The 17,564-nt window shown below is 61.6% G+C and carries 12 protein-coding genes and 1 pseudogene; 11 read left to right on the top strand and 2 right to left on the bottom strand.

From position 1 onward, the window contains the following. Positions 1–2,315, bottom strand: a 2,315-nt coding sequence (locus D109_RS01000000131985; protein WP_032868740.1) for a retention module-containing protein, incomplete at its 3' end; no start/stop codon positions are given. Between the two features lie 339 nt (positions 2,316–2,654). On the opposite strand from D109_RS01000000131985, the gene D109_RS0117535 reads away from it, so the two are divergent. The 11 genes and pseudogenes from D109_RS0117535 (at position 2,655) to D109_RS01000000131990 (ending at position 16,824) form a co-directional block, all read left to right on the top strand. Continuing rightward, complete coding sequence (locus D109_RS0117535; RefSeq protein ID WP_017478019.1) at positions 2,655–4,013, top strand: TolC family outer membrane protein; 1,359 nt, start codon at positions 2,655–2,657, stop codon at positions 4,011–4,013. 41 nt (positions 4,014–4,054) lie between these two features. Continuing rightward, positions 4,055–6,211, top strand: a complete 2,157-nt coding sequence (locus D109_RS0117540; RefSeq protein ID WP_026078040.1) for a type I secretion system permease/ATPase — start codon at positions 4,055–4,057, stop codon at positions 6,209–6,211. Continuing rightward, complete coding sequence (locus D109_RS0117545) at positions 6,201–7,565, top strand: HlyD family type I secretion periplasmic adaptor subunit (protein ID WP_017478021.1); 1,365 nt, start codon at positions 6,201–6,203, stop codon at positions 7,563–7,565. The genes D109_RS0117540 and D109_RS0117545 overlap by 11 nt, the downstream gene beginning before the upstream one ends. Positions 7,566–7,751: 186 nt before the next feature. Continuing rightward, positions 7,752–8,645: a TauD/TfdA family dioxygenase gene (locus D109_RS0117550; RefSeq protein WP_017478022.1), complete on the top strand. Its 894-nt coding sequence runs from the start codon at positions 7,752–7,754 to the stop codon at positions 8,643–8,645. 14 nt (positions 8,646–8,659) lie between these two features. Beyond that, on the top strand, positions 8,660–9,685 hold the full coding sequence (locus D109_RS0117555; protein WP_017478023.1) for an ABC transporter substrate-binding protein: 1,026 nt from the start codon (positions 8,660–8,662) through the stop codon (positions 9,683–9,685). A 1-nt stretch (position 9,686) separates the two neighbouring features. Beyond that, a complete protein-coding gene (locus tag D109_RS0117560) occupies positions 9,687–10,538 on the top strand; it encodes an ABC transporter ATP-binding protein (RefSeq protein WP_017478024.1) in 852 nt (283 codons plus the stop codon). Between the two features lie 12 nt (positions 10,539–10,550). After that, the gene (locus D109_RS0117565) at positions 10,551–11,399 is read left to right on the top strand and encodes an ABC transporter permease (protein ID WP_017478025.1); all 849 of its coding nucleotides are present in this window, start codon (positions 10,551–10,553) and stop codon (positions 11,397–11,399) included. Between the two features lie 216 nt (positions 11,400–11,615). After that, complete coding sequence (locus D109_RS0117570) at positions 11,616–12,536, top strand: LysR family transcriptional regulator (protein ID WP_017478026.1); 921 nt, start codon at positions 11,616–11,618, stop codon at positions 12,534–12,536. A 229-nt stretch (positions 12,537–12,765) separates the two neighbouring features. Continuing rightward, positions 12,766–14,301, top strand: a complete 1,536-nt coding sequence (locus D109_RS0117575) for an MFS transporter (protein WP_017478027.1) — start codon at positions 12,766–12,768, stop codon at positions 14,299–14,301. A 26-nt stretch (positions 14,302–14,327) separates the two neighbouring features. Beyond that, positions 14,328–15,386 carry an HlyD family secretion protein gene (locus D109_RS0117580; RefSeq protein ID WP_017478028.1) on the top strand — a complete coding sequence of 353 codons (1,059 nt, stop codon included), beginning with the start codon at positions 14,328–14,330 and terminating at the stop codon, positions 15,384–15,386. Further along, positions 15,383–16,824, top strand: a pseudogene (locus tag D109_RS01000000131990) (efflux transporter outer membrane subunit). Before D109_RS0117580 ends, D109_RS01000000131990 begins: the two are co-directional and overlap by 4 nt. Positions 16,825–16,857: 33 nt before the next feature. Here D109_RS01000000131990 and D109_RS0117590 read toward each other — a convergent pair. Next, positions 16,858–17,562: a DUF3142 domain-containing protein gene (locus tag D109_RS0117590; protein ID WP_017478029.1), complete on the bottom strand. Its 705-nt coding sequence runs from the start codon at positions 17,560–17,562 to the stop codon at positions 16,858–16,860. Positions 17,563–17,564: the final 2 nt, after the last annotated feature.

The following is a 17,564-nucleotide window of genomic DNA, read 5'->3' on the forward strand; positions in this document are numbered from 1 at the left end:
GAAATGACGGTGGTCGGCGGATTTGTATTGTCCGGAACCAGCTTCTCGAAGTTACCGCCAGTAGCCGTCGTAATCGTGGTGCTAACGGTGGAACCGTTGTTGTAGACGTCGTTGACCGGGGTCTGGAAAACCACGGTGCCCGTGGTTTTGCCCGCGTCGATGGTGATCACCTGGCCGTTGGACAAGGTCACGGTCACCGGTGCGTGCGCTTCATTCGAAAGCGTGGCGGTGTAGGTGATCTGGCCACCTTCAGTGATCGCAGTGTCGTTGGTCGACAAGGTCACGGTGGTGGTGTCGATCGAGTCGGTAATCGTGGTGGTCGGCGGATTGGTGTTATCCGGCACCAGCTTCTCGAAATTGCCGCCAGTGGCGGTGGTAATCGTGGTGCTAACGGTCGAACCGTTGTTGTAGACGTCGTTGACCGGAGTCTGGAATACCACGGTGCCGGTAGTTTTACCGGCATCAATGGTGATGACCTGGCCGTTGGACAGAGTCACAGTCACCGGCGCATGCGCTTCATTCGAAAGCGTGGCGGTGTAGGTGATCTGGCCGCCTTCAGTGATCGCGGTGTCGTTAGTCGACAGCGTCACCGTCGTGGTATCAACCGAGTCGGTGATCGTAGTCACCGCTGGCGTGGTGCTCGGCACCAGGTTCTCAAAATTACCGCCAGTAGCCGCCGTAATGGTGGTGCTAACGGTCGAGCCATTGTTGTAAACATCATTGGCTGGCGTATCGACGACCACCGTCCCCGTGGACTTTCCGGCTTCAATGGTGATCACCGAGCCATTGCTCAAAGTGACCGTCACCGGCGTCTGCGCGGGGTTGGTCAGGGTGGCGGTGTAAGTAATCTGACCGCCTTCGGTCACGCTTTCGCCCGCCGTCAGGGTGACGGTGGTGGTGTCGATCGAATCGGTAATTGTAGTAACCGCTGGCGTAGTCGCTGGCACCAGGTTCTCGAAGTTACCGCCGGTAGCCCCGGTAATCGTGGTGCTGATGGTCGAGCCATTGTTGTAAACATCATTGGCTGGCGTATCGACGACCACCGTCCCCGTGGACTTTCCGGCTTCAATGGTAATCACCGAGCCATTGCTCAAGGTGACCGTCACCGGCGTTTGCGCTGGATTAGTCAGGGTCGCGGTGTAGGTAATCTGACCGCCTTCGGTCACGGTATTCCCGGCTGTCAGCGTGACAGTGGTGGTATCGATCGAATCGGTGATGGTGGTAACCGCTGGCGTAGTCGCCGGCACCAGGTTCTCGAAGTTACCGCCGGTAGCCCCGGTAATCGTGGTGCTGACGGTCGAGCCGTTGTTGTAAACATCATTCGCTGGCGTATCGACGACCACCGTCCCCGTGGACTTTCCGGCTTCAATGGTAATCACCGAGCCATTGCTCAAGGTGACCGTCACCGGCGTCTGCGCGGGGTTGGTCAGGGTAGCGGTGTAAGTGATCTGACCACCTTCGGTCACGGTATTACCGGCTGTCAGGGTGACAGTGGTGGTGTCGACGGTGTCGGTGATTTGGGTCACCGCCGGCGCGGGGTCGGTGGTCAGCACCAGGTTGTTGCCACCAGTGGTGCCGGTGACGGTGACGCTGATCTGGCTTGCATCAATGTACGGGGTGTCGTTGGGTGCCAGGGGCACATTCACTGTGCCCGTCAATTGGCCGGCCGGGATGGTGATCACCGCGCCATTGGACAGGGTGATGCTCAGGTCGCTGGTGGGCGCCTGCGTCACCGTGGCGGTGTAGGTCAGCACGCCGCCCGCTTCGGTGATGGTCGGGGTCGCGCCCAGGGTCAGCGTGGAGGCTTGCAGCACCAGGCCGCCCGCGTCGCTCGCCTGTGCGCCCGCGTTCTGGGTCAGGGCCGAGGTGGTCACACCCAGGCCGGCCGTTGGGAAACCAATGGTCGGTGCAACGCTGGCCGCTGTCGCATCCAACACCACGAAACTATGGCCGCCACCCGCTGCGCCCGTGCCGGCCGCGGTTGGGCCTGCAGCGGTAGCTTCCAGATCGGTGGTCGGGTCGGCGCCGGCAGCGATGGCTTGCTGCAGCTCGGCAACCGACGGCGCGGCCTGGGCTGTGGCTTGGGCCAGGTCGAGGCTGGAGTCCGGCGTGTCGGCGCTCCACTGGGTATCACGGCCCAGGTCCAGTGTGCGGCCATCGGCCAGTTCCAGGCTGACGGCGCCCGAGAGGCCGGTGTCTACCTGGTCCCCAGCGAACAGTCGGTCGCCTTCAATGAGTACACGTCTGACTCCTTCTGGAGAAATGACGAAAACTTGGCCAACAATGCTTTTGACGATGGCAACAACACTGCTCATTGAAGATTTCTCCGGCGATCCGTTCGGGTAACTTCCATAGACCTGAGCACTAATTAGCGTCAGTTTGGAGGTGCTTGGACTTTTTGACAGGTGGTTAGTCAATAATTTGGCTATATTTTTTCGAAATTAACTTTATGCCAAACTATTGACCTTATGGCCGCCATCCTAAACAATCGCCCCACTAATGTCACATTGATATTTATGCGGCGAACCGTCCTACATGTGTGAACCAGTTCCGATTTTGAACTTTCCGACGTACGGTCATTACGGTTGCCATTTTCCGACACAGCGACTCGATCTGCTGTGATTTGAGACAAGAAGTCCTGGGGAATTTTTGAAATGCGTTTGCACCTGTTTAAGGCACTGCCGTTCGTCCTCGCCGCGAGTTTCGTACACGCCCAAACATTGCCACAGGCCATGCAGCAAGCGCTCGACGTGCACCCTGAGATTCAGGCCGGCGTAAATAGTCGTATCGCCGCCGACTACCAATTGCGCGCCGCCCAAGGTGGCTACCTGCCGAAGGTGGATGTGGCCGCCGGCTACGGTCGTGAAGGTGTGGACAACTCCACCACTCGTGCCGCCAACGGTCGTGGCAACAACCAATGGGATACGCTCAACCGCGGCGAATCGAGCCTGCGTCTGCAGCAAATGATTTTTGACGGTTTTGCCACCTCCAGCGAAGTAGGGCGTCAACAAGCCACCGTCAACTCCCGTGCTTATTCGTTGCTCGGCACCTCCGAGCGCACCGGCCTGACCGTTGCCCAGGTCTACCTGGACGTGCTGACCCGTCGTGAGTTCGTACGCCTGGCTGAAGAGAACCTGCGCAACCACGAGCGCATTTACGACCAGATCAAACTGCGCACCCAGCGCGGCGTCGGTAACGGTGCTGACCAGGACCAGGCTGAAGCCCGTCTGGCTCAAGCCCGTAACAACCTGATCACCGAACAGACCAACCTGGCCGACTCCCAGACTAACTACCTGAGTGCCGTGGGCCAGATGCCTGACCAGTTGGAGCGCCCGGCACCGTTCATGGCCATGCTGCCAGCCGACCTGAACGAAGCACGTCGCCAGATGCTCGACAACAGCCCGGTCCTGCGCTCGGCTGAATCCGACATCGTCGCAACCGAACAGCAATACCAAGCCGCCAAATCGACGTTCTACCCGCGTTTTGATGCTGAACTCGGCACCAATGCCGACAACAACGTCAGCGGTGACCCGTCCCACAGCAATGGCTGGGAAGCCATGTTGCGCATGCGCTTCAACCTTTACTCCGGCGGCAGCAACAAAGCGGACCTGGAATCCAAATCGGCCCTGTCCAACCAGGCCCTGGATATCCGCAATAACGCCTTGCGCCAGTTGAACGAAGAGCTGGGCCTGGCCTGGAATGCCCTGAACAACGCCAACGCCCAAGTGCCGATCGCCCAGCAATACGTCGATCACAGCACCCGAGTACGGACTTCCTACCAGCAGCAATTCAGTTTGGGTCAACGTACCCTGCTCGATTTGCTCGACAGCGAGAACGAACTGTTCACCGCTTCCCGCCGTTTTGAAGAGATCAAAAACATTCAGTTATTTACTCAGTACCGAATCAAGGCGACCATGGGCGAATTGCTCAAAAGCCAGGGAGTGGTCGCGCCAATGGCCTCCGTCGTGCAAAACGACGTGAAGCCTAAAGTCCAACTGCCAGGGATGAATTGAGCCACCCCTCCAAGCCCCATCTGTTAGTCGAGAGTACCCGCGTGGAATCAGAAGTCAGTCGAGTTCATCTCAGTCATGATCCACGCACGCTGCATGACGACCCGTTACTCGACGGGTTGCTTGCGCTTTGTGCACTGCATCAGAAACCTGCCAGTGCGGCGATGCTCACCACCGGCCTGCCGTTGCCTGCGCAACGCCTGAGCGCCGAACTGCTGCCTCGCGCCGCTGCACGCGCGGGGCTCCAGGGGCGTTTGTTGCAACGCAAGCTGGAACAGATTCCGACCATCGCCCTGCCGGCCTTGCTGTTACTCAAGGACGGTCGCAGCACGGTGTTGGTCGGTTGGCATGGCGAGGACGAAGCTCGCATTTTGCTCAGCGAAAGCGATGGCGGTGAAGTCGTCGTCAAGCGCGACGTGCTGGCCGATGATTACACCGGCAAAGTGTTCTTCGCCCAACCCCAGCACAAGTTCGACGTCAACCACGGCACCCTTATCCCCCGTGCCCGCTCCTGGTTCCGCGACACCTTGAAGCGCTCGCGCTGGCTCTACACTGACGCCATCGCCGCCAGTTTCCTGATCAACATCATCGCGATGGCCGCACCGCTGTTCGTGATGAACGTCTACGACCGCGTGGTGCCGAACCAGGCCACGGCCACCTTGTGGGTGCTGGCGATCGGCATTGGTGGCGCCTACCTGTTCGACCTGATCCTCAAGAGTCTGCGCAGTTTGTGCCTGGACCTGGCCGGGAAAAAAACCGACCTGATTATCTCGGCGACGCTGTTCGAGCGCATTGTCGGGATGTCCATGAAATACCGCCCGGCGCGGGTGGGCAGCTTTGCCCAAAATATCCACGAGTTTCAGAGCCTGCGGGATTTCCTCGCGTCGCTGACCCTCACCAGCCTGATCGACCTGCCGTTCACCCTGCTGATTTTCCTGGTGATCGCTATCCTCGGCGGGCACCTGGTGTGGATCCCGGTGTTGGCGTTCCCGCTGGCCCTGGGCATCGGTTACGCCCTGCAAAAGCCCCTGGTGGCAACCATGGAGCGAACCATGGCCCTGGCCGCCGAGCGTCAGTCGAGCCTGATCGAAACCCTCGCCGGGCTGGACGCGGTCAAGGTCAATAACGCCGAAAGTGAACGCCAATACCAGTGGGAACAAACCATTGGCACCCTCAGCCGTCTGGAACTGCGGGTGAAGTTGCTGTCGGGCCTGTCGATGAACATGACGCTGCTGATTCAGCAATTGGCGGGCGTCGTGATGATTTGCTTCGGTGTTTACCAGATCATCGACGGCAATCTGAGCATGGGCGGCCTGATTGCCTGCTACATGCTCAGTGGCCGTGCCTTGAGCCCGCTGGCTTCGCTGTCCGGCCTGCTGACCCGTTACCAGCAAGCCAAAGTCACCATGAAATCGGTAGACCAGATGATGGAGTTGCCCCAAGAGCGCAACTTCGAAGAGCGTCCAATGAGCCGCCGAACGCTGCAAGGTGCGATCGAATGCCGGGGCCTGAACTTCACCTACCCGGACCAGCAAAACGCCGCGCTGAAAAACCTCAACCTGGTGATCAAGCCCGGGGAAAAGATCGGCATTATCGGGCGCAGTGGTTCGGGTAAAAGCTCACTCGCCAAATTGATTGTCGGCCTCTACCAACCCGACTCCGGCGCCTTGCTGGTGGACGGCGTGGACGTTCGCCAGATTGACGTCAGCGAGCTGCGCCACAACATCGGCTACGTCCCCCAGGATATCCAACTGCTGGCCGGCACCCTGCGGGACAACCTGGTATCCGGTGCCCGCTATGTCGAAGACGAAATGGTCCTGCAAGCCGCGGAATTGGCCGGTGTCCACGAGTTCGCCCGCCTGCACCCCCAAGGTTACGAACTGCAAGTCGGCGAGCGCGGGCAGAACCTGTCCGGCGGCCAGCGGCAGAACGTCGCGCTGGCCCGTGCCTTACTGCTCAACCCGCCTATCTTGCTGCTCGACGAACCGACCAGCGCCATGGACAACACCGGTGAAGAACGCTTGAAACAACGCCTGCAAGCTGTGGTGCAAAACAAGACGGTCGTGCTGGTCACGCACCGCGCCTCGCTGCTGTCCCTGGTGGACCGCCTGTTGGTGGTCGATCGTGGTCAGATTCTCGCCGATGGCCCGAAAGCCGCCGTCATGGAAGCGTTGAAAAAGGGGCAAATCAGTGTCGCTTAAGTCCTTCAAAAACGCGATTGGCCGCTACTTCAAAGGCTCCGAATCCCTGCAAGACCAGCCGCTGCCCGAGGTCAACAAAGCACTGATCGAAGATGCGCCGCGGGTCATCCGCCTGACCATCTGGGCGATCATCGCGTTTTTCCTGTTCCTGGTGGGCTGGGCGTATTTCTCCAGTATCGACGAAGTGACGCGTGGCGACGGCAAGGCGATTCCGTCCTCCAAACTGCAGAAAATCCAAAACCTTGAAGGCGGTATCGTCGCAGAACTGTACGTCAAGGAAGGCCAGATCGTCGAAGCCGGGGCGCCGTTGATTCGTCTGGATGACACGCGCTTCGTGTCCAACGCCGGCGAAACCGAAGCCTTGCGGTTGTCGATGTTGCTGCGGGTCGAACGCTTGAGCGCGCAGGTGGATGACCGCCCGCTGAATATTCCGGACGACGTGCTCAAGGCCGCGCCAAGCCAGGCCGCCAGTGAGCGCTCGCTGTACGACAGCCGCCGTCAGCAGCTCAAGGACGAAGTCGGCGGGTTGCAGGAGCAACTGGTGCAGCGCCAACAGGAACTGCGCGAGTTCTCCTCCAAGCAAGGCCAATACCGCAACCAGCTGTCGTTGCAGCGCCAGGAAATCAACATGTCCGAGCCGTTGGTGGCCCAGGGCGCGGTCTCCCCGGTTGAAGTGCTGCGGCTCAAGCGTGCGGAAATGGAAACCCGTGGCCAACTCGATGCAACGACCCTGGCGATTCCCCGTGCCGAATCGGCGATCAAGGAAGTGCAGCGCAAGATCGACGAAACCCGCGGCAAATTCCGCAGTGAGGCCCTGACGCAACTCAACGAAGCCCGTACCGAACTGAACAAGGCTGCGTCTACCGGCAAGGCCCTGGAAGATCGGGTGAGCCGCACCCTGGTGACCTCGCCGGTACGCGGCATCGTCAAGCAGCTGCTGGTGAACACCGTCGGCGGCGTGATCCAGCCAGGCAGCGACATGGTGGAAATCGTGCCGCTGGATGACACCCTGCTGGTGGAAGCCAAGATACGCCCGCAAGACATCGCCTTCCTGCATCCGGGGCAAGAAGCGGTGGTCAAGTTCACCGCCTATGACTACACCATCTACGGCGGTCTCAAGGCCAAGCTCGAGCGCATCGGTGCCGACACCATCACCGACGAAGACAAGAAAACCACCTACTACATGATCACCCTGCGCACCGACCGCAGCCACCTGGGCACCGATGAGAAGCCGCTGATCATCATCCCCGGCATGGTGGCTTCGGTCGACATCATCACCGGCCAGAAAAGCATCCTCAGCTACCTGCTCAAGCCCATCCTTCGGGCGCGGGCGGAGGCGTTGCACGAGCGCTGATCCCGATTGCACGCCCTGGCAAGCCCGGCCGCCCCCTGTGGGAGCCGGGCTTGCCCGCGATGAGGCCCTCCAAAACACCCAAGTGCCATGGCCTGTACAAAAGCCATATCGATATTCATTAACGGTATTTAAAATGCCGTTCTTATGACTATAAAGTCACTCTCCTGACTGTCCGGGAGTGAACTCATGTCTGCCACCTCTACTGTTCCAACAGCGAACGACACTGCACAAACCTTTGAGATCCGTCCATTTCCCGGCAGCGTCGGCGCCGAGATCATTGGCCTGGACCTGACCCGCCCGGTCAGCGACCAGGACTTCGCCCGCATCCATCGCGCGCACCTGGAACACCACGTCGTCGTCTTCCGCGACCAACGCATCACTCCCGAGCAACAGATCGCCTTCAGCCGCCGCTTCGGTGTGCTGCAAATCCACGTGCTCAAACAATTCCTGCTGGCCAACCACCCGGAAATCCTGATCGTCTCCAACATCATCGAAAATGGCCAATCCATCGGCCTGGGGGACGCCGGCAAGTTCTGGCACTCGGACCTCTCCTACAAGGAATTGCCGAGCCTCGGCTCGATGCTCCATGCCCAAGAGCTGCCGTCCGAAGGTGGCGACACCTTGTTCGCCGACATGCACAAAGCCTGGGACCACCTGCCCTACTCTCTGCGCAAAGCCGTCGAAGGTCGCAGCGCCGCACACTCCTACACGGCGCGTTACAGCGAAACCAAATTCGAAGGCAACTGGCGCCCGACCCTCACCCCTGAGCAGCTCGCTCAGGTGGCAGAACTAGTGCACCCGATCGTACGCACCCACCCGGAAAACGGCCGCAAGGCGCTGTTCGTCAGTGAGGGCTTCACCACCCGCATCGTCGGCCTGCCGGAAGACGAAAGCCGTGACCTGCTGGCCCAGCTCTACGCCCACAGTGTGCTGCCGGAAAACATCTACCGCCATCAGTGGCAGCCCCACGACCTGGTGTTCTGGGACAACCGCTCGCTGATCCACCTGGCGGCCGGCTGCCCGAGCCACCTGCGGCGCAAGCTGTACCGCACCACCATCCAGGGCGACGCGCCTTTCTGATCCGGAGCAAGACCATGTCCAAGAAAATCCCATTTGCGCGCCTGGCCGCCACGGTCGGCCTGGGCTTCAGCCTGCTGGCCGGCAGCCTTGTTGCACCTGCGGCCGCCCAGGCCGAAGGCGAGATTCGCATCGCCGAGCAGTTCGGCATCGTCTACCTGTTGCTCAACGTGGTGCGCGACCAGAACCTGATCGAAAAATACGGCAAGCAGGAAGGCATCGACATCAAGGTCGACTGGACTCAACTGTCCGGCGGCGCCGCCGTCAACGATGCGTTGCTGTCCGGCTCCATCGACATCGCCGGGGCTGGCGTCGGCCCGCTGCTGACCATCTGGGACCGCACCCACGGCAAGCAGAACGTGAAAGCTGTCGCCTCCCTGGGCAACTTCCCTTACTACCTGGTGAGCAACAATCCCAAGGTCAAGACCATTGCGGACTTCACCGAAAAAGACCGCATTGCCGTACCCGCAGTGGGCGTCTCCGTGCAGTCGCGCTTCCTCCAATACGCCGCGGCCAAGCAGTGGGGCGACAAGGAATTCAATCGCCTCGACAAGTACAGCGTCGCCGTCCCGCACCCGGATGCCACGGCTGCGTTGATCGCCGGTGGTACCGAGCTGACCGGGCACTTCTCCAACCCGCCGTTCCAGGAACAGGCCCTGACCAACCCGAACGTGCACGTGGTGCTCAACTCCTACGACATCCTCGGCCCCAACTCGCCGACCGTGCTGTTCGCTACTGAGAAATTCCGCAACGACAACCCGAAAACCTACAAGGCGTTCGTCGAGGCGCTGACCGAAGCGGCCCAATTCGCCCAGAACGACAAAGGCGCTGCCGCCGATACCTACATCCGCGTGACGAAGGCCAAGATCGACCGCGCCGAGCTGCTGAAAATCATCGAAAACCCGCAATTCGAATTCAGCGTCACGCCGAAAAATACCTACCCGCTGGCGGAATTCCTCTACCGCGTCGGTGCGATCAAAAACAAACCCGAATCGTGGAAGGATTACTTCTTCCAGGACGCCAAGCCGCTGCAAGGGAGCTGACATGAACGCGCCCTTGCAAGGCCACACGGCCAGCAACCCGACCACCACCGAAGCACTGCTTTCGGTGGATAAAGTCAGCCTTGAATACCGCACGCCGGAACGGGTCGTGCGGGCCACTCACCAAGTCAGTTTTGAGATCGACCCGGCGGACCGTTTTGTATTGCTGGGGCCTTCGGGCTGCGGCAAATCCACACTGCTGAAATCCATCGCCGGCTTTATCAGACCGTGTGAGGGCGAGATCCGTCTGCTTGGGCAAAAAGTCGAGCAGCCAGGGCCGGACCGCATCGTGGTGTTCCAGGAGTTCGACCAACTGCCGCCGTGGAAAACCGTCAAGCAGAACGTCATGTTCCCGCTGCTCGCCTCCAAGACCCTGAAGCGTCGCGAGGCCGAAGAGCGGGCGCTGTACTACCTGGAAAAAGTCGGCCTCACGGCCTTTGCCGATGCCTACCCGCACACCCTGTCCGGCGGCATGAAGGCCCGCGTGGCGATCGCCCGAGCGTTGGCCATGCAGCCGAAAATCCTGCTGATGGACGAACCCTTCGCCGCCCTCGACGCCCTGACCCGACGCAAGATGCAGGAAGAGTTGCTGCTGCTCTGGGAAGAGGTGCGCTTCACGCTGTTGTTCGTCACCCACTCCATTGAAGAAGCGCTGGTGGTGGGCAACCGCATCCTGTTGCTGTCGCCGCACCCGGGGCAGGTGCGCGCGGAAATCCACAGCCATCAATACGACCTGCACAGCCTTGGCGGTGTGGCGTTCCAGGCTTCTGCGCGGCGCATTCATCGGCTGTTGTTTGATGAATCGCCCGAGGCGGAAACCGAGCTGGGTTTCGCCGATATCCGCATCGCTTATTGAAGGGTTTCCACCATGCGCCAGGAATATGAAATCACCCTCGAACCGTTGCCCGGTGTTCGCGTAGAGCGCGAGTTGCCGCTGCGTCAGCGCTTGTGGCAACAAGGCTGGCTGCGAAAAAGCCTGATCCTGATCGTGCTCGCGATCCTCTGGGAAGCGGCCGCCCGTTATCAAAACAATGACCTGCTGCTGCCGAGCTTCCTGCAGACCCTGAGCGCGTTCTACGACGGCATGGCCAGTGGCGAGCTGTTGAGCAAGGTCAGCATCTCGCTGGTGGTGCTGATCAAGGGTTACCTGATCGGCATTGTGCTGGCGTTCGCCCTGACCACCCTGGCGGTGTCGACCCAATTGGGCCGCGACCTGCTGAGCACCCTGACCTCGATGTTCAACCCATTGCCGGCGATTGCCCTGCTGCCGCTGGCGCTGTTGTGGTTTGGCCTGGGGCAGAACAGCCTGATCTTTGTGCTGGTGCATTCGGTGTTGTGGGCGCTGGCGCTCAACACCTATTCCGGGTTTCTCGGTGTCTCGGAAACCCTGCGCATGGCCGGTCGCAATTATGGCCTCAAGGGCATGCGTTTCGTGCTGTTCATCCTGATTCCGGCGGCGCTGCCGTCGATCCTCGCCGGGCTGAAAATCGGCTGGGCATTTGCCTGGCGCACACTGATTGCTGCCGAGCTGGTATTCGGCGCCACCAGCGGCAAGGGCGGCTTGGGTTGGTACATCTTCCAGAACCGCAACGAGCTGTACACCGACAAGGTATTTGCCGGCTTGGCAGTGGTGATCCTGATCGGGCTGCTGGTGGAGAACCTGGTGTTTGACACCCTGGAGCGGGTCACCGTGAAGCGCTGGGGCATGCAACGCTGACTGAAGCACCCACCCTGACTGAAACACCCACCCTGTGGCGAGGGAGCTTGCTCCCGCTGGGCCGCGAAGCGGCCCCAATAACATCACCGCTTTCTTTCAGAAAAAGCTCGATTGCAAATTTTGGGGCTGCTTCGCAGCCCAGCGGGAGCAAGCTCCCTCGCCACAGTCTGCTACGATTGCGCCAAGTTCACTCCCAACCCATCACGAGTGCTTGGCATGCAATTACCGGACATGAACCTGCTGGTCGCCCTCGACGCCTTGCTCGACGAGGGCAGCGTGGTGGGTGCCGCGCGGCGGATGAACCTGAGCCCGGCCGCCATGAGCCGCACCCTCACGCGAATCCGCGAGGCGGTGGGTGATCCGATCCTGGTGCGCGCCGGTCGCGGCCTGGTGCCAACGCCCAAGGCCCTGGAGTTGCAGGGCCAGGTGCGTAACGTGGTGGAACAGGCGGCGCTGCTGTTCCGCTCGGCGGACGAAGTGGACCTGCGTACCCTGCGGCGCCGGTTCAGCGTGCGGGCCAATGACTTTTTTGTCGGGGTGTATGGCGGTCGGCTGTTCGACACCATGGAGCGCATGGCACCGCTGTGCGAGCTGCGCTTCGTGCCCGAAGGCGACACCGATGACGAAGCCCTGCGGGAAGGCCGGCTCGACCTGCGGGTGGGCAACACCATGCCGATCACCCCGGAAGTGAAGGTGCAGAACCTGTTCACCACCACCTTCGTCGGGCTGGCGCGGGAAGGGCACCCGTTGTTCGATGGCGAGATAACCGCCGAGCGGTTCGCCAGCTATTCCCATATCAGTATCTCCCGGCGCGGTATTGCCCGTGGGCCGATCGACACGGCGCTCAACGCCCAAGGCCTGGAACGTCGAGTGGCCATGATCGCCCCCGGGTTTCACGGCGCGATGTTCATGCTGCCGGATTCCGACCTGATCCTGCCGGTGCCCAAGGAGGCGCTCTACAGCGCCAATCGCCTGAAGCTGCCGTTGCGCGCATTCACTCTGCCGATCTCCCTGCCGACCCTGGTGTTGACCCAGGCCTGGCACCCGCGTTTCGACAAGGACCCGGCCCATAAATGGCTGCGCGAGACCATGCGTGAATGCTGCGAGGCGACGTGGCAAGAAGCGCAGCCCACGTGAGTCGCAAGTGAGCTCGGTCAATGTGGGAGCTGGCTTGCCTGCGATGCGGGCGACCCGGTTTTTCAGGAATAGCGAGGTGATGCCATTGCGGGCAGGCTCGGCTCCCACAGCGATCGCCTCCATTTTGATCATTGCGTCTGGTGCACTTATAAGCTTCCTATAAGTCACTTTTTGTCATGTCTAAGCCTGATTAAACTGCTCGGGTATTTCCTATGCCGAGTTGTAGTTCATGACGTCCCTCGCTGCTCCCGCACCCCTGGCTGCAGCCAAGCCGACCGCCATCACCCCGCCCGTTTTCGGCCCGCGCATCATCATCGGCCTGGTGGGCGTTTTGCTCGCGGTACTGGTGTCCGGCCTCAACGAAATGGTGACCAAAGTCGCCCTCGCCGATATTCGCGGTGCGATGTACATCGGTTTTGACGAAGGCACCTGGCTGGTGGCCGCGTACACCGCTACTTCCGTCTCGGCGATGGCCTTTGCACCCTGGTGTTCGGTGACGTTCTCCCTGCGCCGTTTCACCCTGTGCGCCATCGGCCTGTTCACCGTGCTCGGCGTGCTGTGCCCGTTCGCACCGAATTACGAAAGCCTGCTGATTTTGCGCACCGTGCAAGGCCTGGCCGGCGGCGCCTTGCCGCCGATGCTGATGACCGTGGCCCTGCGTTTCCTGCCGGCCAACGTCAAGCTATACGGCCTGGCCGGCTATGCCCTGACCGCGACCTTCGGCCCCAGCCTCGGTACACCGCTGGCGGCCATGTGGACCGAATACGTTGGCTGGCAATGGGCGTTCTGGCAGATTGTCGGGCCGTGCCTGTTGGCCATGGCCGCCGTAGCCTACGGCTTGCCCCAGGACCCGTTGCGCCTGGAGCGCTTCAAGCAGTTCAACTGGCGCGGCCTGCTGCTGGGGTTTCCGGCGATCTGCATGCTGGTGATCGGCCTGCTACAGGGCAATCGCCTGGACTGGTTCGAGTCGTCGCTGATCACCTCGTTGCTGATTGGCGGCCTGGTGTTGCTCGTGTTGTTCATGATCAACGAATGGTCGCACCCGATGCCGTTTTTCAAGTTGCAGATGCTCGGTATCCGCAACCTGGCGTTCGCGCTGATCGTGCTCGCCGGCGTGCTGATCGTGCTGCTGGCGGTGACCATCATTCCGTCCAGCTACCTGGCTCAGGTGCAAGGCTACCGCCCGCTGCAAACTGCCCCGGTGATGCTGATCATGGCGTTGCCGCAGTTGATCGCGCTGCCGTTGGTGGCGGCGCTGTGCAACCTGCGCTGGGTCGATTGCCGTTGGGTATTGGGCATCGGCTTGAGCATGTTGATCCTGTCCTGCGTGGGCGGGGCGCAGCTGACGTCGGCGTGGATCCGCGATGATTTCTACGCGCTGCAATTGCTGCAAATTTTCGGGCAACCCATGGCGGTGTTGCCGCTGTTGATGCTCTCCACGGGCAGCATCACGCCCCAGGACGGGCCGTTCGCCTCGGCGTGGTTCAACACCGTCAAAGGCCTGGCCGCCGTGGTCGCTACCGGCGTGATCGACGCCTTGACCACCCACCGTCTGCATTTCCACTCGACCATGTTGGTGGACAGCCTGGGCAACTCGCCCCTGGCCGACAGCGATGCCGCCGGCCTTGCCCATCGCTTGCACCAGCAGGCCGTGGTGCTCACTTCTTCGGATCTCTACTACGTCATGGCGGGTGTCGCGGCGGTGTTGATCCTGCTGATTTTCTGGATGCCGACGCGGATTTATCCGCCCCGCGCGCTGACTTGATTGCTCACTGAGCCAAAGGGATCGTTATGAAACGCAAAGACAAAATCGCTGTAACCGTCATCACTGTGTTTGCCTTAGGTGTGCTGGTTTACCTGTTGGCGCCGGGCGTGTTCGGCAGCAAGCGCCAGACCACCAACGACGCCTTCGTCGCCGCCGACTACACCTTGGTGGCGCCACGCGTGGCCGGGTTTATCAAGGAAGTGCTGGTGGAAGACAACCAGCGGGTCAAGGCCGGCCAGTTGCTGGCGCTGATCGATGACCGTGACTTCCGCGCCGCCGCCCAGGCGGCTGATGCCGATACGTTGGTGGCCCAGGCGCAACTGAAAAACGCCACGGCGACCCTGGAGCGGCAAAGCTCGGTGATCGCCCAGGCCCAGGCCACGGTGGCGGCAGATCGCGCCGAAGTGGCGTTTGCCGAACACGAACTGAACCGCTACAACCACCTCGCGGGCGTAGGCGCCGGTACGGTGCAGAACGCTCAGCAAGCCAAGACCCGCATCGACCAGGCCACCGCACGCCTGGCGAATGCCACGGCGGTGTTGGCTGCCGAACGCAAGCAAGTGGAAATCCTCAGCGCCCAGCGGGATGCGGCGCAAGGCGGTTTGAAACGCGCCCAGGCCGCACTGGAAATGGCCAGCTTTCAGCTGTCGTACACCCGCATCGTCGCGCCGGTGGACGGCATGGTCGGCGAGCGTGCAGTGCGAGTTGGCGCCTACGTGACGCCAGGCAGCAAGATTCTCGCCGTGGTGCCGCTGGCCGAGGCCTACGTGGTGGCCAATTTCCAGGAGACCCAACTGTCCCACATGCACGCAGGCCAAGCGGTTGAAGTGCGGGTCGACAGCCTCGACGGCGACGTGCTCAAGGGGCATCTCAAAAGCCTGGCGCCGGCCACCGGCGTGACGTTCGCCTCGGTCAAGCCGGACAACGCCACCGGCAACTTCACCAAGGTGGTGCAGCGCATTCCGGTGAAAATCATCCTGGAGCCCGGCCAGGCGCTGACCGAACGCCTGCGGGTCGGTATGTCGGTGGAAGCCAGCGTCGACACCCACGCCGCCGCCCAGCCACGCGAGGTCGCCCAGCAATGAGACGCCTCGCCTGGATGACCTTGAGTTTGCTCAGCCTGAGTGCCTGCACCGTCGGCCCGGATTTCCAGCGCCCGCAAAACCCGCTGGGCAAATGGACCGAGCCACAGGGCCGACAAGCCGCCAGTCATGCGGTCAACGACCCGCTGGAAGAGCGCTGGTGGGAAGTGTTCCATGACCAGCAACTCACCGCGCTGACGCGTCGTGCACTGACCGACAACCTCGACCTGAAACTCGCCAGCAGTCGCCTGCAACAAAGCCGCGCGGCGCGCCAGGTGATCACTGCCGAGCGCTACCCGACCGTCAACGCCACCGGCGACTACCTGCGCCAACGCAACAGCGCCGATGGCTTGAGCGATCCCTCCGGCAAGAATGGCCGCTCGGCCTTCAACCAATGGGACATGGGGTTCTCCGCTGCCTGGGAACTGGACTTCTGGGGCCGGGTAAAACGCGAAACCGAAGCCGCCGACGCTACCCTGCAAGTCGCCGAAAACGACCGCCGTGCCGTGCTGCTGTCAGTGCTGGCGGAAACCGCCCAGGACTACATCCAACTGCGCGGCGTGCAGAACACCCGGGCCGTCACCGAGCAAAACCTCGACGTCGCCCGCCACAGCCTCAAGCTGTCGCAACTGCGTTTGGCCGACGGGGTTGCCACAGACCTGGACGTCGCCGAAGCCGCCGCTCAAGTCGCCGCCATTGAGGCGCGCCTGCCGGACTTGCAGCAACGCCAGGACCAGTTGATCAACGCCCTGAGCCTGCTGATGGGCGAGCCGCCACAAGCCTTGTACGCGGAGCTATCCAAGGACGCTGCCGTGCCGCAAACCCAACGCCAGGTCGCCATCGGACTGCCGTCGCAACTGGCCGAGCGCCGCCCTGATATCCGCCAGGCCGAAGCGCGCCTGCATGCCGCCACCGCTTCCATCGGCGTGGCCAAGGGCGACTTCTACCCGCGCATCACCCTGTCCGGCAGCGTGGGCTCCCAGGCGTTGCAGCTGGCAGATCTCGGCTCGTGGAGCTCCCGTGCATTCGCCTTTGGCCCGCAACTGAGCTTGCCGATTTTCAACGGTGGCCGGCTGCAAGGCATGCTCGATCTGCGCGAAGCCCAGCAACAGGAAGCGGCTTTGGCCTACCAGCAAACCGTGCTGCGGGCCTGGCATGAAATCGACGACCAGTTGACTCGCTACAACGCCAGCCAACTGCGGCGCGACAGCCTCGCTGAAGCCGTGCGGCAGAACCAGATCGCCCTTGCCACGCGCAGCATCAATACGTCGAAGGCGTGGTGGATTTCGTCAACGTGCTGACCGTGCAAAGTGCGTTGCTGGCGACGCAGGAACAGTGGGTGGAAAGCTCCACCGGGGTTTCCCTGGCCATGGTCGGGTTGTACAAGGCATTGGGCGGGGGCTGGGAGTCGGTGTATCCGGAACAGACGGCAGGGCGCTAATACCAGTGCCCACAGTCCAGGGACTGTGGGCATTCAAGGATTCTGCAAAAACACCACATACCCACGAAACCACTCATTCCCCTTCAAATACCCCGGCTCTTCCCACGCCCCACCCTGAATCAAGCCAATCTTGAACGGCACTCCCAGCCGGTTCATCCGTGGCAGGTACGCCGCGTAGTCCGGAATGCTGTGGCGGCCCTGGTAGGTCTGCACCACCACTTCATCAATCACGCCCTTGAGTTGGGCGATGGCGGCCGGGTCAGCGTTACTGCTCCAGTCCATCAGCCCGGTGATGCTCAGGCGCAAATCCTTGGGCAGTCGCTGGCGCAGGTCGCGCAGGAAGTCGGCGTATTCGTCGAGGTATTGCGTGCGCGCATCGAAGTCGATCTGGATGCCAACCACCGGATTGCCCGCGTCCCGCCAGCGTTGTACCTGGCCGAGCATCTGGCTGTAGACCGATTCGGGCCAGTGCAGGGTGTGGGCGCGGTACACCACCCAGATTTCGCCGTGGGTGATGCGCGGCACACTCATGCCCTGGGCGATGAATTGCACGCCACGCTGGGGCGCGCGGCGGGTTGAATTGATCTGGCCCTGGAGGATGTACAGGGTTTTCGCCTGCTTGAGCACCGGCTGCGGCGCGACGCCGCTCCACAGCCAGAATGCATCATGGTCGCGGGCGTCCACCGCACCGAAGGCCGGGCTTGCCAGCAGGAGCAGGGCCAGCCAGAAATGCTTCATGG

The sequence above is a fragment of the Pseudomonas sp. PAMC 26793 genome (assembly GCF_000313235.1).
Taxonomy (GTDB): domain Bacteria; phylum Pseudomonadota; class Gammaproteobacteria; order Pseudomonadales; family Pseudomonadaceae; genus Aquipseudomonas; species Aquipseudomonas yamanorum.